This is a genomic window from Geobacillus kaustophilus, assembly GCF_000948285.1.
Lineage (GTDB): Bacteria > Bacillota > Bacilli > Bacillales > Anoxybacillaceae > Geobacillus > Geobacillus thermoleovorans_A.
On sequence record NZ_JYBP01000003.1, the window covers coordinates 3068289 to 3089869 of the forward strand.

19 protein-coding genes are annotated in these 21581 nt (G+C 53.5%); 5 read left to right on the top strand and 14 right to left on the bottom strand.

The genetic code is table 11. The features are described from left to right. Positions 1-71: 71 nt before the first annotated feature. The 9 genes from LG52_RS15875 to LG52_RS15920 all read right to left on the bottom strand — a co-directional run bounded on the left by LG52_RS15875 (position 72) and on the right by LG52_RS15920 (position 9576). The gene (locus LG52_RS15875; protein ID WP_044733325.1) at positions 72-899 is read right to left on the bottom strand and encodes a flagellin; all 828 of its coding nucleotides are present in this window, start codon (positions 897-899) and stop codon (positions 72-74) included. A gap of 18 nt (positions 900-917) precedes the next feature. Next, a complete protein-coding gene (gene fliS / locus LG52_RS15880; protein ID WP_044732675.1) occupies positions 918-1343 on the bottom strand; it encodes a flagellar export chaperone FliS in 426 nt (141 codons plus the stop codon). Between the two features lie 57 nt (positions 1344-1400). Then, positions 1401-1697: an EscU/YscU/HrcU family type III secretion system export apparatus switch protein gene (locus LG52_RS15885; protein WP_044732676.1), complete on the bottom strand. Its 297-nt coding sequence runs from the start codon at positions 1695-1697 to the stop codon at positions 1401-1403. Next, the gene (locus LG52_RS15890) at positions 1694-3928 is read right to left on the bottom strand and encodes a hypothetical protein (RefSeq protein WP_044732677.1); all 2235 of its coding nucleotides are present in this window, start codon (positions 3926-3928) and stop codon (positions 1694-1696) included. The genes LG52_RS15885 and LG52_RS15890 overlap by 4 nt, the downstream gene beginning before the upstream one ends. A 71-nt stretch (positions 3929-3999) precedes the next feature. Continuing rightward, positions 4000-4692: a ComF family protein gene (locus LG52_RS15895; protein ID WP_044732678.1), complete on the bottom strand. Its 693-nt coding sequence runs from the start codon at positions 4690-4692 to the stop codon at positions 4000-4002. Further along, positions 4689-6062, bottom strand: a complete 1374-nt coding sequence (locus tag LG52_RS15900) for a DEAD/DEAH box helicase (protein WP_044732679.1) — start codon at positions 6060-6062, stop codon at positions 4689-4691. Before LG52_RS15900 ends, LG52_RS15895 begins: the two co-directional genes overlap by 4 nt. A gap of 561 nt (positions 6063-6623) precedes the next feature. Further along, positions 6624-7469, bottom strand: a complete 846-nt coding sequence (locus LG52_RS15905) for a DegV family protein (protein WP_044732680.1) — start codon at positions 7467-7469, stop codon at positions 6624-6626. A gap of 254 nt (positions 7470-7723) precedes the next feature. Further along, on the bottom strand, positions 7724-8398 hold the full coding sequence (locus tag LG52_RS15915; RefSeq protein WP_044733326.1) for a response regulator: 675 nt from the start codon (positions 8396-8398) through the stop codon (positions 7724-7726). After that, entirely contained in the window at positions 8398-9576 is a 1179-nt protein-coding gene (locus LG52_RS15920) for a sensor histidine kinase (protein ID WP_044732682.1), read from the bottom strand. The genes LG52_RS15915 and LG52_RS15920 overlap by 1 nt, the downstream gene beginning before the upstream one ends. A gap of 201 nt (positions 9577-9777) precedes the next feature. On the opposite strand from LG52_RS15920, the gene LG52_RS15925 reads away from it, so the two are divergent. The 5 genes from LG52_RS15925 to LG52_RS15945 all read left to right on the top strand — a co-directional run bounded on the left by LG52_RS15925 (position 9778) and on the right by LG52_RS15945 (position 16382). Further along, positions 9778-10419 carry a YigZ family protein gene (locus LG52_RS15925; protein ID WP_044732683.1) on the top strand — a complete coding sequence of 214 codons (642 nt, stop codon included), beginning with the start codon at positions 9778-9780 and terminating at the stop codon, positions 10417-10419. A gap of 32 nt (positions 10420-10451) precedes the next feature. Then, on the top strand, positions 10452-11459 hold the full coding sequence (locus LG52_RS15930) for an LCP family protein (protein WP_044733327.1): 1008 nt from the start codon (positions 10452-10454) through the stop codon (positions 11457-11459). A gap of 240 nt (positions 11460-11699) precedes the next feature. Further along, on the top strand, positions 11700-14150 hold the full coding sequence (locus LG52_RS15935; protein WP_044732684.1) for an SH3 domain-containing protein: 2451 nt from the start codon (positions 11700-11702) through the stop codon (positions 14148-14150). Positions 14151-14363: 213 nt separating this feature from the next. Then, positions 14364-15047, top strand: coding sequence for an SH3 domain-containing protein (locus LG52_RS15940; protein ID WP_044732685.1), 684 nt, complete (start codon positions 14364-14366; stop codon positions 15045-15047). A gap of 3 nt (positions 15048-15050) precedes the next feature. Continuing rightward, on the top strand, positions 15051-16382 hold the full coding sequence (locus LG52_RS15945; protein WP_044732686.1) for a SpoIID/LytB domain-containing protein: 1332 nt from the start codon (positions 15051-15053) through the stop codon (positions 16380-16382). Positions 16383-16492: 110 nt separating this feature from the next. Here the strand turns inward: LG52_RS15945 and LG52_RS15950 are convergent, their stop codons facing one another. The 5 genes from LG52_RS15950 to LG52_RS15970 are packed head-to-tail and all read right to left on the bottom strand — an operon-like array spanning position 16493 to position 21577. After that, complete coding sequence (locus LG52_RS15950) at positions 16493-17749, bottom strand: glycosyltransferase family 4 protein (RefSeq protein ID WP_044732687.1); 1257 nt, start codon at positions 17747-17749, stop codon at positions 16493-16495. Then, positions 17746-17997 (bottom strand): hypothetical protein, encoded by a 252-nt coding sequence (locus LG52_RS15955; protein ID WP_044732688.1) that lies wholly within the window; start codon positions 17995-17997, stop codon positions 17746-17748. Before LG52_RS15955 ends, LG52_RS15950 begins: the two co-directional genes overlap by 4 nt. Then, a complete protein-coding gene (locus tag LG52_RS15960) occupies positions 17997-19076 on the bottom strand; it encodes a glycosyltransferase (protein WP_044732689.1) in 1080 nt (359 codons plus the stop codon). The genes LG52_RS15955 and LG52_RS15960 overlap by 1 nt, the downstream gene beginning before the upstream one ends. Further along, entirely contained in the window at positions 19073-20188 is a 1116-nt protein-coding gene (locus LG52_RS15965) for a glycosyltransferase (RefSeq protein WP_044732690.1), read from the bottom strand. Before LG52_RS15965 ends, LG52_RS15960 begins: the two co-directional genes overlap by 4 nt. After that, entirely contained in the window at positions 20189-21577 is a 1389-nt protein-coding gene (locus LG52_RS15970; protein ID WP_044732691.1) for an O-antigen polymerase, read from the bottom strand. Positions 21578-21581 lie beyond the last annotated feature (4 nt).

Consider the following 21581-nt stretch of genomic DNA (forward strand, 5'->3'; position numbering starts at 1 on the left):
TCGTTACCTCCATTATCGCACAGCGATAGGAAAAGGGCGAGGCTTTTATGCCCCGCCCGATGCAGATTCAATTAGCTTTTTAGGAGCTGCAAAATTCCTTGCGGCAGCTGGTTCGATTGCGCGAGCATCGCCTGCGCCGCCTGCGTCAAAATGTTGTTTTTCGTAAACTCGGCCATCTCCATCGCCATATCCGTATCACGGATGCGGGATTCGGCAGCGGTTAAATTTTCGTTCGCGGTTGTTAAATTGTTAATGGTATGCTCGAGGCGGTTTTGGTAAGCGCCCATTTTGGAGCGGGATTTGGATACCGAGATGATGGCATTATCCAACGTCGTGATCGCATTCTGGGCATCAGTAGCTGTTTTAATATTTAAATTGCGAATGTCTGTAGCGTCCTCGCCAAGAGAGCCTTTTAACTGCTGTTTCCAAGACAATGTCAACTTTTGTCCATTGTTGGCTCCGAGTTGGATATCGATATTTTGATCCGTAGCAAGAATATTCATTTTGTTAAATTGCGTATCTTGTCCGATACGATCAATTTCTTCAATCAACTGCTGAAACTCGCTGTCAAGCGCCTCTCGATCGGTAACTTGGTTTGTGCCATTCGCCGCCTGCACGGCCAACTCGCGCATCCGTTGCAGGATGCTGTGAACTTCGTTCAACGCCCCTTCCGCCGTTTGAATCAACGAAATCGCATCGAGCGCGTTGCGTTCCGCCATTTGCAAACCGCGGATTTGCGAACGCATTTTTTCCGAGATGGCAAGTCCCGCCGCGTCATCAGACGCGCGGTTGATGCGCAAACCAGACGAGAGACGCTCTAAGTTTTTGGAGATGCTTGATTGATTCGCTGCCAAGTTGCGATAGGCGTTGAGCGCCTGAATGTTATGGTTGATTCGCACAAACATCCGCCCCTTTGCTTATGATTTCTCGTATGCAATGAATTGCTCGTACGCTGCCGTTTTTTGCTTGAGCGCCGTTTGCGCGGGGGAGGCGCCGCTTTTCAGCGCCTCGTTCCACGCGGTGGCGATTGTGGTGGTTAATTGCAGTACTTCCCGAACTATCTTCACGTCTTTTTTCACATTCGCCTCGATGAGACGCTCTGCCATATAGTTGTAGAGCGCATCCAACTGATGGGCGATAATGCCCGCGTCATAGCGCAATCCAACGCCGAGGCGGCGGAGGATGTCGTTTCCTTTTTGCAGCTGTTTGTTCGCTCGGAAATAATCTTTTTGTTCAATGGACGCAACGGCTTCTTCCAAACATTCGATGAGCCCCTCATATAACAACGCCGTCAACTGTTGCGAGTTTTTTTGATAAATCCATTCTTCCGTTAAAAAATCCAACGCCGTACACCTCTCGTTTGCCCTCTGTCATTTATATCGGCGATGAGTCGACAATGTTTAACGATTTTTTTCAATTTCTTGAATCAAAATCAAAATTTCGGCAATGACGGCGTACAGCTGCGGCGGAATGCGGTCGCCAAGATCAAGCTGAAGCAAGTTTTGCACGAGCAATGGGTCCTCTTGAATAGGGACGTGGTGCTGTTTCGCCAGTTCAATGATTTTCTGCGCCACATGCCCGCTTCCTTGCGCGACGACAGTAGGCGAATGGCCCGTCGCTTCGTCATAGCGAATGACGGCTGCCGTCGGGCCGTTCATTTGCCTCCGCTTTTTTTGGTTAAAATATTTGGCCATCATATCGTAAAATCGTACCCTCTTTCCGTAAACGGCGCAGATGAACGAGCCGATGGCGCTCGCTTTTCCTCTTCCTGCCGTTTCGTTTCATTCGTCAGTTTCGTCACGTTGACCGATATGACGCGATAGCCGATCTCTTCGAGCCGTTCTTTCGCCATATTGATGAACGGCGCGGCTTTCTCGGCAAAGTCATCGCGGTCGTTGCGAAAGGTGATGGACAAGTTTCGCTCATTGGCCTGAAGCAAAATGCCGAGATCCCCTAACTTTTTCGTTTCCAGCAAGAAATACAATCGGCAATTTTCCCAATTGATTCGCTCGCCATCTTGGTGGGCGTTGACATAGACGTTGACGTTCCGCACTTCGTTTTGCCATAGCAACGGCAAGGAGAAGAAAAAGCTTTGCACGCCTGTCGCCCCGTCCCATTTATTGAGCAGCTGCTGGCCAGTCAAATTCGTCAACACCTGTTCAGCCTGCCGTGCTACCGATTCATTTCTGCTTTGCGCTAGCCGCAACAGCGCCTCTTTCATATTGATTGGAGCTGCTTTATCCTCATTGCCGTTCAATAGGAGCGATTCAGCCACTTCATACTCATGCGTCAAACCCAATCGACGAATCGTGTCAAACAAGTGCCGCGCCGATGGCCCATCAGTCGGCGGACGCATCACTTGATTCACTTGATCAAGAAACTCTTTCGATGGATCCAGCTGCATTCTATTTTGAACAGCGACAAAATGTTTCACTTTCACATCGGATGGTTTGAACATGAGAGTGGACAGCATGTTTTTCACGTCGCTCACAATCTTCCGCGCCCCTGCCGCGTCTCCTTGTTGGAGGCGCTTTTTCGCCTCGTTCAGTTCAGAGCTTGCTTTCATTAGCTGCTTTTCCGTGGTCATATCGGTAAACAACATGATATCGCTTTTTAAAATGGCGTTGTCCAGCTGTTTAATCGCTGTTTCTAACATCGATTTCACCTGCATACGGGCAGCGGGCCCGCTCGTTTCCTCCAACTTGAGCACGATCTCTAATTGGCGCATCACGTCGCGCTTTACTGTTTGAAAATCACGAACGGCCTGCGCCATTTTTTTCGTCACCGTTTGCACGAGAACATCTTTTGTTTCGAGCGGCAAGCCCGTTTGCCATGCATAGTCAAACAGACGATCGGCATTCACTGGGCGATCGTTCGTCGGCGAAGAGAGTGACGCTTCCATTTCGTTTAATGTTTCAAGCACCGTTTTCCTTGCGGCAAATTCCCTTCCTTCCTCCACGAATTCCCGTGCTTTGGCCAATGCCTCAGCGAGTGTCTTCCCCCTGTGTGAATGGTCCCCGATCGCCTCTCCGATCTCTGTCTGAACAGCACTCAACGCTTTTTCTAAATGCGGTTCTTGCTTCAACAGCTTGATCGCCCAGCACAAAGCTTCATGCAATTGCTCGAGTCGCTGAACAAAGTTGTCCACATTGTCTGTCGCTCCGCTTGGTGTCGGAGAGAAGACGAACCGTTTCTCGCCTCCCATGTCCTCTGCACGCTGTTCCAACAGCAGGGCGTCCAAGTGTTGAGACAACACTTGTTCGCTCGTTTGTTGGGGTTTTTCTATCCCACCCGAAACATCCGCTGTCGCGCCTATGCCGCGTCCAAATGCGCCTTCCTCCGCCACGCTTTGTTGTTCTTGGATGGCCAACGTAAATGTCGGATCAAGTTTGTTGGCAATGGCCACCAACCGCTCGCCGAACGGTTGTCCATGCAATGCCTCGTGAACGGCCGCAAGGTGGGGGCTTGTTAGTTCCAACTTTTTATTCATGACAGCGCGGACGGTGTCGAGTTTTTGCTCTATTGTGCCCGCGGCTTCAGCGAAAAACGTCTGCAATGTGGAAACCGTTTCTTTCGTAAGCGTCTTCCCCTGCTGTTGCATCCACGACTCGATTTGTTTCAGTTCAGGAGGCAGCGTCTCAAAGGCGGCTGGACGGGCCGTCCGGCTGGCTGCTTCTTGCTGCGGGCGGACAACGATTCGCGCCACAGGAAGCCCGTCTTGTTCGCCGACAATCTTGATCGTTGCGCGCCCCTCCTTCGGCCACTCCCCCTCTGTCCGCACCCTCACGTCTGTGCCTTTGATATTTACAACTGCTTCACCATCTTTGACTTCTTTGATCGCTGCGTCGTATAGTTGGCCTTGCTGCAACGGCAACAGCTGTTCCGAAGCCGCGATCGTACGTCCCATGAACACACCGCGAATTTCCATCCCCGTTCACCTTCCGCTCAATTCGGTTGCTACTGTTTATATCGGCACGTAGGCTTCCAATGTTTACACTGTTACGCTCGAATGAGCGTCAACGCCCCCACCTCGGCCGCCCCCGCCTCAAGCAAGACGTGAGCGGCGTGGCGGACGGTTATGCCGGTGGTGTAGATATCATCGATGAGGACGATCCGCTTTCCGTCAAGCGGCGGATGATCGGCGAGGAAAAACGGGTTGTCGGTCTCCAGCCGCTCGCGGCGGGATTTTTTCGACTGCTTCTCGGAATGCCGGCGGGCCAGCCAAGGGAAATACGTGGATGGGAGCAGGCGGGCGAGCGCTTCCGCTTGGTTGAAGCCGCGTTCATACAGCCGTTCGGGGCTTAGCGGGATCGGGACGATGTGCCAATCACGGCCGAAATGTCGGCGAAACGCTTGGGAAAAAGGACGTCGAAACGCAGCGACGATGGCATAGTCGCCGCGGAATTTCCATAAGGCTACGACTTCTTTCATCCAGTCGTTGTATATATACACGGATCGGTTTTTCACGAGCACCCTCCCCCACTGTTCATCTTCCTGCCACCGGAGGCAGTCGGCGCACAGCGATGGCTTGGCTTCCTCAAGCGGGCGGCCACACATCTCACAAAGACGGCCGTCAATGAGTTTGAACGACCCGCGGCAGCGCGGGCAAAGGACGTCAAGGTCTTCGAGGAAAAGAAGCTGGCGCCAGCTCGCGATCGGGTTGTACGGAGAATGGCAAAGAAGGCAGTTCATAGACGCAACAACCCCCTTTTCTTCGCTTCTTCATTCATGCGGAGGATGTGGCGGCGCGCCCGCACCATCTCTTTCGTTTTCCCATGATGGAAAAAGCGGACATCGCCATCCGGAAACGCAACGCTTCGACCGACGCGGCCGGCGATTTGCACGAGAGCGCTTTCCGTGAAAATGCGGTCATCCGCGCCAAGGACGGCGACATCGATGTTCGGCACCGTCACGCCGCGCTCAAGAATCGTCGTCGTCACAAGCAACGGAACGAGGCCGTTGCGAAACGCCTGAACATGTTCCGCACGATCTGGGGCTTCGGCATGAACGCCGACGATGCGGGAATCGACGCGCTGCAAGATGCGGGTGACGGCTTCGAGCTCATCGATATAGGGGACGAACAAAAACGCTTGTTTTCTTTGCTCCAGACGGTGGAGAACCCACACAAGGACATTTTGGGGCAAGCAGCCGCGCTCGAGCCGTTTGCGCCAGTTTCCGCACCATTCGAACGCAGGGACAGGAAGCGGACGGCCGTGGTAGCGGGCGGGGATGACGGCGGCTTGCCGCTTGCCGCGCGCGATGTCGCGCTGCCAAGCGCGGGACGGGGTGGCGGTTAGATAAATGAGGCTCGCCTGTTCTTTCCGCGCTTGACTGACGGCGTATTCGAGCATCGGCTCAGCAGAATACGGAAACGCATCGACTTCATCCACGATCATGACGTCAAAGACGCGGTAGGTCCGCAGCAACTGGTGGGTGGTGGAGAGGACCAAGGAAGCAATCCGCCCGCGCTCGTCGCTTCCGCCATGCCACACGGCGAGCGGAACGCGCGGGAACGCTTGGCGGAAGCGCGGAGCGAGCTCGCGGACGACGTCGGTCCGCGGCGTGGCAAGGCAGACGCGCCAGCCCTTCTCAAGCGCGGCGGCGATGGCGGGAAACAAAATCTCGGTTTTTCCCGCCCCGCATACCGCCCAAACGATCAGTTCACGACTATCCAATACTGCTTGTTGCACGGCCATAGCCGCTTCCGCTTGAGCAGGGGATAGCTCTCCCTGCCAAGCAAGCGGCGCCTCGTGCCGCTCGAACGGAAGCGGAAGTGACACGTGCACAAGGCGGGTGCAAGCGCTGATCCGCCCCATTGACAAACATTTGCGGCAATACGCGCAATCCGATCCGCAGCGGGCGCACGGAAACGAAGCGAAACGAAGCGGGTCGTCATTCCCGCAGCGCATACAGCGCCAGCTGCGCGGCGTTCGGGTCAATCCGGGCTGTTCGCCGAGCCATCCAGCGCGCCAGGCGGCTTCGATTTCGTTTTCGGAAAACGGGAGTTGCTCCCTCGGAAGACGGAACCCTTGCAGAAACGATAGAAGCGGGGAAACATTCAATGAACATTCCTCCTTCGCGGAAACGATGTGGATGCAACGTTTTTCGACAACATTCCCGAGGAAATATTGACAACATTCCCGAAAACAATAGACCGCTCGACAATGTACTACCAAGAAAGACAATCACGATGACGACTTTTAAAAAAATGAACTGGCCAACGCCTGCACATCGAGGAGCAACGGCCCAGAACAAAACGTTGACAAGAAAAACCGTCTAGCGAAGAAAGAGCGTGATGAGGACAAAAGAGAGAGGAAGGCGAACCGTTAACATACATTGCCGAGGCGGACGAAACAAAGCAAGCGAGGCCATAGCAGAAGCGAAAAATCGGCAGAAAGCGTCCATGAGCGCGTTTCTCCCTCCAATTGGGAATGAACTCAACGGCTGAAAGCTGCGTACTTTCCTACAGAAACAACGCCGCAAACGAACAAAATCAAGCGGCCGATCGGCCGCGCCAGGCGGTGCGAACAGAAACGATTCTTGAAAACGGCACCGCCTGGCGACAGATTACGGCTGATGGCTGTGCACGACCCAAGGATCCGCCTCCGGACTCGTCGCAGCCATTACGTCTGATACCACGTCAGCCCAAGCGCGCCTTCGCCGACGTGCGTGGCGATGACCGGGCCGAAATAGCTGATCCAAAACTCGACGTGCGGATAGCGGGCAGCTAGTTCGTCGCGCCAGCGGGCGGCTTCATCAGGCTGATTGGCGTGAATGATGGCGGCTTTAAGCGGCACGCCTTTATCCGCGTCTTCAGCGAACAATTCCTCGATGCGTTTCACAGCCTTCTTGCGCGTGCGGATTTTTTCAAACGGCACGATCACTTTGTTCTCAAAATGGAGGAGCGGCTTGATCTGCAGGAGGCCGCCGATGAACGCTTGGGCGCCGGACAGCCGCCCGCCGCGCTGCAAGTGGGCCAAGTCGTCGACCATAAAGTAGGCGCGCAACGTCCGTTTGATGGCGTCCAATCGGGCGATGATGTCTTCTGGAGGCCGCCCCGCCTGCGCCATTTCAGCCGCTTCGATGGCGTAAAACCCTTGCGCCATGCAGCTGATTTCTGAGTCGTACGCGTAGACGCGCAAGCCATCCACCATTGTTCCTGCGGTGACCGCCCCTTGGTACGTGCCGCTGATGCCGCTTGAGAGATGGATGCTGATGACGGCGTCATACCCTTCCTCGCGAATGGCAGTGAACAAGTCAACGAACTCGCCGACCGACGGCTGGGACGTCGTCGGCAACACCGGGTGCTGCTTGATTTTGGCGAAAAATTCATCCGCCGTCATATCAACTTCTTCACGATACGCCTCATCCCCGAAAATGACGCTGAGCGGAATCAAACGAATGCCAAGCCTCTCGCGCACCTCTTTCGGCAAGTAGGCCGTGCTGTCAGTGACAATTGCCGTTTTCACGGGCGCCATTCCTTCCTGATTTCGGATTTTCTTCCATTATAGCAAAAAGGAGACACGCCCACTACTACCAATCCAAATGAGGGATAGCACACCACAAAGGATCAAAACAAAGTCGCTTGCCGTTAACAACAAGACAGCTCGTCCTCCCCACGAACAAACCAAAAACGAGGCATCGCCGCCTCGATCCCCCTCAACACAGCCGTCAAATGCCCGCCATGCCAACAGCCAGTGGAAATGGAGGGGGATCATCGCCATTAGCGCACCTCAACCCAGCCGTTTTTGATCGCAACCACAACGGCTTGCGTCCGGTCGTTGACGTTTAATTTTTGCAAGATGCTGCTGACGTGGTTTTTCACCGTTTTTTCGCTAATGTAAAGCGCTTCGCCGATGGCGCGGTTGCTTTTGCCGTCCGCCAACAGCTGCAGCACCTCGCACTCGCGCCGCGTCAACAAATGAAGCGGGCGGCGCACCTCTTGCTTGACCACTGCGCCGCCTTTTTCTGTCGTCAAGCGGCGGTATTCGCGAATCAAGTTGTGCGTCACTTTCGGATGCAAGTACGAACCGCCTTCGGCGACGATTCTCACGGCCTCAATGAGTGTATCCGCGTCCATCTCCTTTAACAAATATCCGGTCGCTCCCGTCTGCAAAGCACGCATGACATAGTTTTCATCGTCATGAATCGACAGAACGACGACTTTCGTATCAGGGTAAGCTTCAATCAGCTGTTTCGTCGCCTCAACGCCGTTGGTGTCCGGCATGTTGATATCCATCAGCACCAAATCCGGGCGGTATGTTTCGACGATCGAAAGCGCCTCGCTTCCGTCGCTTCCTTCGGCCACGACTTCAAAATCGCCTTCAAATTCCAAAATGCGCTTGATGCCCTCGCGAAACAGCTGGTGATCATCGATAATCGCAATGCGTGTTTTCATCATTTCCTCTCCTCCTTGTTCGTCTCGTCAGTCGAACGGTCGAGCGGAACGCGAATGAATACGGTCGTTCCACCGTCGAGCTTTGAACGGATGACCAGCGTGCCACCGAGCAGCTCCACCCGCTCCCGCATCCCGATCAAGCCGAACGCATTTTCTTTTTTGACCGATGGATCAAACCCTTTGCCATCGTCCTTGACGCTGACAAGCAGATGGCGGCACGTCACTTCCATTTTGACGTCGATATGGCGCGCTTCGGCATGCTTCAAGGCATTTTGCACCGATTCTTGGACAAGCCGAAACACAGCTGCCTCCATCCGCGACGGCAGCCGAATTTCTTCGCCGATATGTACAAAGGAAATGTGAACTCCCTTGTTATATTCTTCGGTCGTTTGCAAATATTTTTTTAGCGTCGGAACCAGTCCTAAATCATCAAGCGCCATCGGCCGCAAGTCGTATATGATGCGGCGCACTTCGGACAAAGCCGAACGCACCATTTTGCGAAAATCGCGAATTTCGACGATCGCCGCCTCTGGCCCTCGCTCTTTGATCACCTTTTCGACAAGGTCCGACCGGAGCAACACATGGGCGAGCAGCTGCGCCGGGCCGTCATGGATTTCCCGCGACAGCCGACGCCGCTCTTCTTCCTGGGCTTCGATGATTTTCAACCCAAATTCCTGCTTTTGCTTCGCTCCTTCAATGAGCTCGCCGACTTGGCGGAAATCGCTGTTTAAGTAGTTGAGCACGACCGTAATTTGTCCAACTAAATAATCGGCGCGTTCGATAATTTGCGCAAGGCTCGCCAATCTCCGCTCAAGCTCGTCGCGGCGCAGCCGCAACTGTTTCTCCCGCTCGCGCACCATCGTCAGTTTCATATGCAGCCCGTGCGCCTGTTCATACGCCTCGCGAATATCTTGCTCCGAGTGGGTGGAAAAGTTTTGGCTCACTTCCGACAGATGACGGCGCGCCTGACGGGCTTTCATTTCCAGCTGATCCGCTTCTTCGATGGCCTGCACTGTCAGCCGCTTCACCTCCTCAAGTTCGCGAAGCAAATGGTCGTGCTCTTGACGCGACTGCTCCCCGATGCGGAAAATTTCGTCTTTGCTATGTTGAACGGTGTCGATCATTTTTTCGACAATCCGATCTAACTGCTTCACATTCCACTGTTTTGCCTCAGCCATTTGCCAACCTCCAACAGCGCTGCCAAGCGGTGCGCATGGGCGCCAGCAAAATTTATTTGAAGGAAAAAAGTTGTCGATTTATAATAATAAAAGCATGCCCTATCTATTGCTCTTTTATTTTCAGTTTACCATAATTAGAGTAGAGCGCTAGCCATTCATGCAAAAAGTTTTCGCGTTTTTTGTATGTTGAGGTGTTTTGCCTTGTTGCAAACATATTACACGGCCAAAGGATACGGTGAACGCGAGATCGTGATTGAAAAATCACGGTTCATCTGCTATATCAATCGCGCTGAAACGGAAGAAGAGGCTCTCGCCTTTATTCAACAGATCAAGAAGAAGCATTGGGACGCCACCCACAACTGCTCCGCCTATTTGATCGGCGAGCATGACCAAATCCAAAAAGCGAACGATGACGGCGAGCCGAGCGGCACCGCAGGGGTGCCGATGCTTGAAGTGCTGAAGAAAAAAGGGGTGAAAGACACCGTCGCCGTCGTCACCCGCTACTTCGGCGGCATCAAGCTCGGTGCGGGCGGGTTGGTGCGCGCTTACAGCCGCGCCGTCTCCGAGGGCCTGAACGAAGCCGGCATCGTCGAGCGTCGGCTCATGCGCATCATGCATGTGACGATCGATTATCCATGGCTTGGGAAAGTGGAAAATGAGCTGCGGTCTTCCGTATATACTATTAAAAATATCCAATATGCCGAGCGCGTCACGTTTGACGTTCTCGTTTCCGAGGAAGGCCAGTCTTCGTTCGGCGAGTGGATGACCGAACTGACAAACGGAAGGGCGAACATTCAGGCGGGAGCGACGGAGTATGCCGAGCGGCTGCTTCCGTCTTCTTGAAACGACACCGTAAAGGAAAGAAGGGTTAAATGATGAATCATACAAGAAAAACGGTGAAAAAGCGAAAGAAAAAAAAGCGGCTCCGCCGACTATTTTTGCTTGTGTTTCTTCTTTTGCTCGGGGGTATCGGCGCCTTTGGCTACAATATTTACTCCGAGACGAAACAGGCGTCAAGCAAAATTTATCAAGCCCTCGATCCATCGGGTGAGCCGCCAAAGGATATTGAAATGCACAAAGATCCGTTTACCGTGCTGTTGGTTGGAGTGGAAAACCAGTACCACGACGAGGAGGGGCGGTCTGATGTCGTCATGTTGTTGACCGTCAATCCGAAAACGAACAAAGTGTATTTGTTGAGCATTCCGCGCGACACACGCGTTTACATTCCGAGCGAAGGGCGGAAAGACAAAATCACCCACTCCTACAGCCATGGAGGCATTCAATCAACGATTGCAGCCGTCAATGAGCTGATCGATGTTCCGATCGACTATTACGTGACGACTGATTTTGAAGGGTTCGAAAAAATCGTCGATTCCCTCGGCGGCATCACGGTGGACGTTCCGTTTACGTTCAAAGCCCAGCTGACAGGTTCGCTCAAATGGCATACGTTCCATAAGGGCAAAAAAGAGTTGAACGGCAATGAAGCGCTCGCCTATGTGCGCATGAGAAAATCGGACCCCCGCGGCGACTTTGGCCGAAACGAGCGGCAAAAACAAGTCATTCGCGCCATTATTGACAAAAGCACGTCCATCACCTCGCTGCCGAAGCTGGATGACGTCATCGCCGATTTAGGGGATCATGTGCGGACGAACATTCCTCCGTCCGATTTGTTGTCGTTCATCTATGTCTATCAAAAAATGAAACACGCGGATGTAGAAAATTTGCATTTGAAAGGATACGACGAAACGATCAACGGCGTGTACTACTACATCCCTGACGAGCAATCGGTCAGCTCAATCAATGAAACGCTGCGGCAAGCGCTCGAGACGTCCAACGCCTCCCTCACGCGCAGCGATTCACCATCCACACAAAGCCAAAATTAACGATCGCAGAGAAGGTGCTCCTAAAAGCAATGGGGCGCCTTTTTCCATTTACACCGTACATCATGCCGCAATGATGATGAAAGAACACAACCTTTCATGTCCTCTGCTTTTTTCTCTATTTTTCAACAAAACTTTTCATTTTTTCTCATAATAGGACTGAATTCGGGTTGGATAAAACGGCAAAATTCGCTATGATAGTATAGAAAACGCAAACTTGAGAAAAAAGGGGGGATCGAATCCTTGAAAAAAACGCTTCTTTCCGTCTTGTTGGCGATTTGCCCGCTATGGCCGTCAGCCGCCTTGGCCGCCGATGGAAGTCCGTCCTCATCCTTACCCACACTCATGGTCGCTGAGCATAACGCTTTGCTGAGGAGAGGAGCGACGGATTCCTATCAAGTCGTCGAATCCATTTCTGCTGGCCAACAAATAAAGGTAATCGACAAGTTCCAAAACGCTGCTGGCGAAACGTGGTATCGCATCGAATACAAGGGCATCACGGGCTGGGCGCATGCAGACGACTTTTCTGAAGCGCACGTCTCTTCCGCCTTCCCTAAGGTGATGTTCGTCCAGCAAGACTCGTTGCTGAGAAGAGGGGCAACCGATTCATATCGGGCCGTTGGTTCGATTCCCGCTGGCCGACAAGTGAAAGTCATAGACGAGTTTCAAAACGCCTATAGTGAAACGTGGTATCGCATTGAGTCCAAAGGCATCACAGGTTGGGCGCGTTCGAACCGCTTTTCCAACCAACCGCCTTCTATGCTCGTCGGAAAGCAGGCGGTGATCGCCGCCAACGACATCGCGATGCGCAAGGGGGCATCCCCTTACTATCCGGCCGTCAAAACACTGTCTAACGGCGATGTCGTCTCCATCATTGCCGAGTTCACCAATTCACTCGGGGAACAGTATGTGCGTGTGGAATGGGCGGGAGTCAAAGGATGGGTGAAAACGGAGCAGATCTACATACCAGAACAGCTTCCGACACTTTTGCCGACATTCATGAACGTTGTGCAGTCCTCGCCGGTTCACCGCGGGGCGAGCGTCCATTACCGCGCCGTCGCCACAGTGGCACGCGGACAAACCGTCAAAGTGATTGACCTATTCGTGACAGGCAACCGGGAACTTTGGTATCGCGTCGACCTTGGACATATTCGCGGATGGGTGTCGGAAAAAGTGTTGACGATGTCATCAACCATTTCGGTTCCAAGCGGTGTCTCGGATACATCCAGCATCTCAAGCCAGCCGCTGACGGTCAGCGTGTCGGTCGCCAATGTGCGTGAGGCCCCATCCTTGAAGGCGAAAGTCGTCACCCAACTGAAAAAGGGAACCAAACTGAACAGCCTGTCAAGCGCCAAAGATGCGTCGGGAGCGCTTTGGTACAAAGTGTCCCTCAATGGAAAAACGCTCGGCTGGGTGCACGAGACGGTCGTAACCAAAACCAGTCCTTCTTCCCCGGAAAGCCAAAAGAAACAAAAGCGGGTAACAACCGCCAATGCAGTGCTGTTTGCCGAACCTTCGTTGAGCGCCGCCATCGTTGAGCGGGTGGCGAAAAACGAAACGGTCACCATTCAACAGACGGCAGCCGCCTCCCCGTTCGACTGGGTGCAAGTGACATCTTCGTCGGGAAAAACAGGATGGATGCCGGCGTTTGAAATGAATGAAACACCATCGTACGTGTACGTCAAACAAGCCAACACCCCGTTGCGCCGCGGCGCTTCCTCGGGCTATCGGGCCGTGAAGACGCTGCAAGCGAATGAACGGCTTTCCGTCCTTTACGAGTACAACGGTTGGCTGAATGTCGAAACATCCAATGGCGTCCGCGGATGGGTTGAGAAGACGGACACATCTACCGTCGCTTTAAACAGTTTAGTCGAACCAACATTCTCGATCACGAACGGAGATGCGTATGTCACGTGGAAAAAAACGTCAAACTTTCGCGTGTCTTATACGCTCCTTCCTGGGAACCGCCTAAAAGTGACCGGCTCGTTTTCCTACGCTGAAGTCCCGTCGACCGACATTCCAGGCATACAAACTGTTGAGTGGAACGGCAGTAGCCTGCTCATCACCTTTGAACCGGGGTACACGTTCACCCTTCGCCATTACAGCGACCGATTGGCGCTGAAAATTCTCGAGACCGGGCTCAAGGGCAAAAAAATCATCATTGACGCAGGGCATGGGGCGCACGACACGGGGGCGATCGGCCCTGGCGGCACGCGGGAAAAAGATATTACTCTCGACACCGCCTTATTGCTAAAAGAAGAATTGGAGCGGGCCGGAGCGATCGTGAAATTGACGCGAAGCACCGACATCTTTTTGGAGCTGTCGGAACGGACATGGATCGCCAACAGTTCCGACTACGACGCCTTTATCAGCATTCACGCCGACTCGTACTCGCGGACATCCCGCGGAACGACAACGTACTACAACGTATCGAGCAACTTCAACGGGCCAAAAAGCGAGCAGTTGGCCGCCATCGTGCAAAAACATCTTGTCCAACAGCTCGGAACATATGACCGCGGCCATAAAACGCAAGACTTTTACGTCAACCGGAAAAACGAGCTGCCGAGCATTCTCGTTGAGCTTGCCTTCATCTCCAATCCGAATGAAGAGGCGCTGCTGAGGACGAAAGCGTTCCGCCAAAAAGCGGCCGTCGGCATTCGTGAGGGGTTGGAAGAATACTTCAGCCAATTCTAGTATGTTCGCTTTTGGAGAATAATAGCATTAGAAGGCCGGTGATTGAACGGATATAAACTTTTCCAACGGTGTTTCTCAAACTGAGAGACCTTGCAACATCGCATTTTCATTTCTTGCGATTCCTCATGAATCGAGCGAATCCGTTGTTTTTCACCGGCCTCTTAGGAAAGCTATTATTCTCCTTATCTTTCCATCATCAAAAAAACGGGGGAGATGAACACGATGAAACGAAAAGCCAAATGGGCCGTCGCCGCCAGCTTGGCGGTCGGGATAACGACAGGCGCCCTCTTGTTTACGCCGTCGGCGATGAAAGCGTCGGAAGAAGTCGTGTTAGCGAGCGTCGACTGGGTGACTTCCCAGCTGAATCCGATGAAAAATGAAATTGCAGACTTAAAAGCGCAGCTGGCCGCCCAGCAGCAACAAATCCAAGAGCTCAAGCAACAGCTCGCCAGCCGGCCGACTTCGCCCCCGCTTCCTTCCGTCGTCTATGTGGTAAAAAACAATGCGGCTATCCGCAGCGGGGCCTCAACGAACTACCGCATCATCGCTTATAAACAAGCAGGCGCTTCGCTGCAAGTTGTCGGGTCGCACGTCTCTTCCCAAGGGCTATGGTACAACGTCGCCCTCTCATCATCGTTGAAAGGCTGGATTTATTCAGGCGATGTCTCAACATCCGCCGTCAGCAGCGACAACACCAAGCACGTCATCGCCACGGCCGCAGTCAATATTCGAAAAGGAGCATCAACCTCCTACCCCATTGTGACGACGGTTCCGAAGGGGACACAAATGACCTATATCCAGCCGTTTACCAACAGCAAAGGAGAAAAATGGTACAACGTACAGCTCTCTGACGGGCGGCGGGGCTGGATGGCCGCTGAGTTCGGTGAGGTGAAGTAGACGGTGAAAAAACTAATATGGTTGGCCGTCGGCCTGTTTCTTCTCATCGCCTCTCCTTCCGCCTCGAACGCCGCTGGGGTGAAAACGTACAACAATCCGGTACAAGTCCTGTTATACAAAGGGGCATCGGTGACAGTGACCGTCACCGGAAACTATCAAATCGTCAATAAACAGACGTTGACGATCACCCCGTTGGCGAGCGGGACAAGCTTGGTGTTTCGTGCTTCCTCTTCGACTGTGTTGGTCACATACAATGGAAAAACTGACTTTTCGAGCACCGGATTCACCATTCAAGAAACGATCGGCGCTGCGCCGTTGTCGCTTGTGAAAGTGAATCAAACCCGCTACCGCGGCAGCGTCGACATTCGCCTGCAAAACGGCGCCGTGTCTGTCACGAATATTTTAGATATGGAGGATTACTTAAAAGGAGTCGTGCCGAGCGAGATGCCTGCCTCTTGGCCGCTTGAGGCGCTGAAGGCGCAAGCCATTGCCGCTAGAAACTATGCATACAAGCATAAAACAAGCTTGACGACCAACCCAAACACGCAAACGTACAAAGGATATGACGGCGAATCTTCTCGATCGAACGAGGCGGTCGAAGCGACAAGAGGACTGTATCTCAAATATAACGGCAATGTCATCGAAACGTATTACCACTCGACAAGCGGCGGCAAAACCGCCAATGTAAGCGACGTCTGGAACTCGTCGCAAACCGCCTACCCATATTTGGCGAGCGTCGATGACCCGTATGAATCGTCGCCATACAGCCGTTGGTCATTCACCTTCTCGCCGGACGCCCTTTTGCGCTCGTTCGGGATGACGAATCCGTCAACCGTCTTATACGATGTTTCCATTGCTAAAACAGGGGCTAATGGTGAAGTGAGCGCCGTGACGATCGAGACGTCGGAAGGAACGAAAACGATCAAAGGAAACGAGACAACGATCCGCAAGCTGTTTCCGCTAGAGAGCAATCAATTTTACGGCATCTTGCCGTCTAACTGGTTTGACATTCAGGTAGAGAAAAACGGTCCGTCGGTGTCGATTCAAACGGTCAATGGCAATATCGCCGCTTCCTCCTTGTCGTCCTACTCCGTTCAAACGGGGAACGGAACGATTTCACTTGCCAACGTCGGAGAAATAAAAGTGCAAACAACCGCCGGAATCACGCCGCTTTCCTCTTCGCCGTCAGGGGTTCGCTCGATCGTCGTCACGGGAAAAGGATGGGGGCACCGAATCGGCATGAGCCAATACGGAGCGAAAGCGTTCGCCGAGCGCGGATGGACAGCGGAACAAATTTTAGAGCATTACTATCGCGGAGCGGAAGTCTCGTTCTAACGAAAGCGTGACAGTTGTGAAGGAACCTATCATTCCAATAGAAACATGACCGGCCATGTTCAAATGAAGAAAAGGGTATCCTGCTTGTGAGCCGGACACCCTTTTCTTTTTTATCTTTCTGCCTGGCAAACGGGTTCGTGTTCCGTTTCCTCTCCAAGCGCGCGAAGCAAATCGTCGACAATGCGGCTCCATGAATATTGCTCCACCACCAACTTGCGCCCGTTTTCCGCCATCTTCTCGTATTCCTCTCTCGGAAGACGAAGCAGCTCGATGACCGCCGCGGCGATCTGTTCGGGATTTTCTGGCGGAGCGATTTTTCCGCAATGGTACGTTTCTAAAATCGCTGCGCTCTCTCCTTCCCCGCAATACAGCACCGGGGTCCCGGTGGCGATCGCCGGGAAAATTTTCGAAGGCCTTGCTCCTTTAAACAAATCGATGTTGCGCAGGGAAACGATGCTGTAGTCGGTGATTGAGAAAATCTCCGGCATCTTCTCAACCGGAACCGATCCATAAAACGTCACGTTGTCAAGACCGAGCTCTTCTTTTAACGCCATCAGCTTTTCCCGTTCCTGGCCGTCGCCGACAAACAGGAAATGCACCCGCTCCTCTTTCTCCTTGACAATGGCCGCCGCCCGCAGCACCGAATCGAGTCCTTGGGCGTATCCCATCGTTCCGGCGTACGTAAAGACGACTTTTCCTTCGATCCCCAGCTCCGCAAGCAGCTCCTTGCTTTTCGGCAGCGGGCGAAATACGTCCGTGTTGACGCCGTTCGGCAATAAAAAGACGTCCTCTGGCGCCTTCCCTTGCTCAATCATATAATCGCGAATGCCTTCCGTCGCAGCGGCGATTTTCCATGCCTTCCGGTATAAAAACAGTTCGAGCCATCTCGCCATTCGGATGAACAGTCGATTTTTCAAAATGCCAAGCTCAACGGCCGATTCCGGCCAAATATCAGCGACGTTGAAGACAAACTTCGCCCGCTTCAACTTCGCGCCCATGTACCCAGTGATCCCTAAAAACAACGGCGGAGAATTGCAAATGATCACGTCCGTCGGCTTCGCTTTCACAAGCAGCGAATAAAACGAGCTGAACGTAAACGAAAAATACGAAGCGAGCCGTTTCCAAAAGCTCCCCTTCGGCGACGGATAAATCCATGTCCGATGAACAGGAATGCCGTCCCATTGTTCGAACAAATAAAACAGGCCGCGGTATGGCTCCGGGATGACGCCGTGCGGATGATGCGGGAACGCCGTAAGCACTTCCACTTGATGCCCCCGTTTGATCAGCTCTTTGCTCACCTCATACACACGAATTTGCGGTGCGCCTCTTTCCGGCGGGAAGTGTTGGCATAAGTAAATGATCCTCATAGCCCGCTCCACACCGCTTTCCTTCCGAACCGCAAACACGCGTGCCAAAAGGGGAGCGCAAACGAAGCAGGGAAAGAAGCAAATGCTTCATCGACACCGTGCCGATGTCCGCGGATGGATAAGCGTTGCCGTGAATCGATGGCCATCACAACCTTGCCAGCGTCCGGCCGCCGGTTTTCCAGCTTAGCCTCCGCCGGCGACAAGCGGGCGCCCATCGCGGCGGCCGATATGACGGTTTGGTTCCTCATCAACTCCCTCCACCGCCTTTCAACGTTTGTTCATACAATCGGATCATGCGCATCGCATTTTCTGTCCACTCATAATGTTCATGGACATGGCGGACGCCGTTCTCTCCCATTCGTTCTCGCAGCCCCTCATCAAGCAGCAGCCGTTCGAGCGCCTCCGCCAGCTTCTCTGGAGCGTTTTTCGGCACGATCAGCCCCGTCGTTCCTTCACGGACAACTTCCGGCAGCCCGCCAACGTTGGAGACGACAACGGGGACGCCGCACGCCATCGCCTCGACGGCGGCAACGCCAAAACTTTCGCTGTCTTCCGTCGAAGGCACGGCGAAAATGTCCATTTGGTTGATATACACAGGCACTTGTTCGTTTGGGACTTTGCCGGCAAACGTCGTCACCGATTGGATGCCGAGGCAGGCGCACAGCTCCTCGTATTCGCTCCGCTGCGGTCCATCGCCGACGATCAACAGCTCCGTTTGCGGATGGCGCTCATGCACGATGGCAAAGGCCTGGATCAAATCAGCGATTCCGTACTTGTCGGAAAGGGCCTTCACCGTGCCGATCGTCACTATCCGCTTCGGTTGTTTTGGCAACGGTTTGAAGCGGGTGACATCGACCCCAAACGGCGTTACTTCGATCGGTTTGTCCGTATACTTTCCCGTTTCTTTCGCCATCACATGGCTTGTCGAACAAATGACATCAGCTTTCCGCAACGTATATTCCAGCATCCGCCGGTTCCAGCGGTTGGCGTTTGGAAACTGGTACACGTCGCGCCCCCAGACGGAGACGTAAAACGGGTGGTACCCCGCAAGCGCCCCGATCAACCCATAGCTTGAGGCGTAATGGGCGTGCAAAATATCGGGCTGAAACGAGGCGAGCAGCCGCTTTAACGAAAACACCGTGGAAAAATACGACAACTTCCCCGGCAGCCATTTCGGCAGCACGACCGTCTCGACTTCTTTCGCTTGTTCCGGCCCGTAATGGTCTTTGAACGTGACGACTTTCACATCGATGCCTTGCGTTTGGTAAAAGCGGGCCCACTTATGCGTATGGATCGATTTGCTTGGAGCCAATAAGGCAATTTTCATCGGAGGCCCCCCACTAACGTCTCTTTCACCTTTTCCACTCTCGCTTCCCATGAATGTTTCGCCATAAACGTCTGAGCAATGCGCGAGCGGCATTCCTCGAGTGCGTCAGCCATCTTGGCGATCGCTTCCGCCATCGACGACGGGTTGTCGTCGCAAATGACGCCGTACCCATCCGCTTCAATCAACCGCTTTTGCGCCGAGCAAGCGGTGGCGACGATCGGCAAGCCGCTCGACAAGTAGTCAACGAGCTTAACCGGGACGGAAAAATCGTTGTATTCGCTCCTCCGCCGCGGGATGAAGGCGAAATCCATCTCCGCATACAAACGGTCGAGCGCTTCGCCGCTGACGTGCTCGACGCGCACTTGCAAGGCGGCAAGCTCCTCTTTCACCGCCAGCGGCTGTCGCTCGTACTCGTCTTTTCGGCAGACGACGGTGAGCGAAACGAGCGGCTCACGGCGGTTGGCCAAGCGAATCGCTTCCAGCAGAAGCGGAAGCCCGTAGTCGGCATTGTTGATGCCGCCAACATAAATGGCATTCAGCGGCTGTTTCGCCTCTTGAGTCCGCTGCAGTGGCTTTTGTTTCCCCCCCGGCGGCAAATCAACCATCGGACGCCGGATCGCGACGTATTTTCCCATTTCGAGGCTCGGCAAAAAGATGACATCGCAGTACCGCTCGTAAAACCGCTCTTCCCAACGGTACATCATTTGCATGGCCGCTTTTTTCCAACCGCGGAGCGGATACAAATCAGGGAACTTCCAATACACATCGCGGTAAAAAACGCCGATGGGAACGTTGCGGGCTTTCAGGTAGCGGAGCACGTCCCGGTCGACGAACGGGCGTTGCGGCCGGTGCCCTGGGTCGGTCAGCCAAAGCGGAATCGTCTGGTTTTCCATATAGCAAAACCAGACGTCATCGAGCTTGCCTTGGCCGCGAAGCTCTTGAAATTGCTTCTCCCGCTCGGCTGACGTGCCGGCGATCAGAAGAACATCCACTCCCTCCTTTGCTCCCCAGCGCAAAAACGCCTGATGCATTTCATACGGCCGCAGCTTTGACCCGCTGTTTCGTTCTGACGCGAGCGAAAAAGGATAATAAATCAATACGGTTTTCATCATTCATCCCTCATCGGTTATTCGCCTTTTCGTTGCAAGCCATGCCCGCACATCTCCCTGCACGCGCAGCCATAACGCCATTCCGCCAAACAGCGCCACAAGCAGCACCCAGGTCGGATTGAACAAAAAGTCGGTAAATCCACCGACAATCGTGCGGGGAATGTTGATGGAAAAATAAACGAACAAACTTAAAAACAAAGGATTTTTTGGCAGCCGTAGAAAACCAATGTACAACAGCTGTGTCACGACGGCGACATAGAGCGTGCCGACGACGATTCCCACATAGCCGAAGTTCGCATACGCCTCAGCGACAAAAAGCGTGTTGAGCACTCCTCCTGTCCCGTCTTCGATCCGCTCCGGAAACACGTGCGCCATCACCAGGCGGGCGGAACGGACGTTCTCGACGTCAAACAGCCCCGTCAACATCGAAGGCAAGCTTTTTCCGTAAAGGAACGGCAGCGCTTCGCCGAACAAATTCAAATGAAGAAACGTCGGCGCGATTTGCGCCAAAATCATGCGGCCGATCGGGCCTTTGTTGTAGGACAAAAAAGTGGTGACATCCTGAACCCCTTGAATGACAATATACATGCCGACGAGCACCGCCGCCCCCACCCCGCCGTACAGCGCCAGTTTCGCTGCCGACAACTTTGTTTTTCCAATGTAAATGCGAATAAGCAAAAACATCATCACGTAAAAGAAAATGGGCGATTTGGCCAAATCGTACACATTGACAAACACCGCCCCAACGAATAAGCAGGCGAACAACAGCTTCCACCGCCACTCGTTCGTCAGCACGGCAAACAAATAGGCAGCAAACGACAAAAGCGGCGTGAGCGTGATGGCGAAAATGTTGCGAAACAGCACGTTCCCGGCAAAATGGCGCGACGCCTCAACGCGCAGCGCAGCCAAGCTCTCGTCCGTCCCTGTCAAGAGCGCAAACACCGGAATCGTCGGCGTTTTCCAAATCATATACGCAATGGCGGCAAAACTGAGCAGCGACAGCGCCAAAAACGTATAAAACACTTGGCTGCCCGTCGCTCCTGCCAGCGGGGACAGCGGCTTTTGCAAGTAGGCGCGAAACTCCTGCCTCGCTTCAAATCCACACAACCTTGAAACGACCACCATCGACAGCGGGAACACGATCATAACGAAGCTGACGACGAGAAACCCGATCTGCCGGTATTCCTCGGGCCGAAACAACTTGCGAATCATGTAGTAATCATCTATTCCCAATGCGATCAGCAGCGCGCCGATGAAGCTCGACAGAAGGAACGAGTAATAGTACACAATCGACACTAGGTTGGGCGCCGTCCATGAAAGCGTCCCCGCTGCATAGCGAAACATCAAGGTGGAGGCGACAAAAACCATCAGCCAGATCAACACGTCCAACATACCG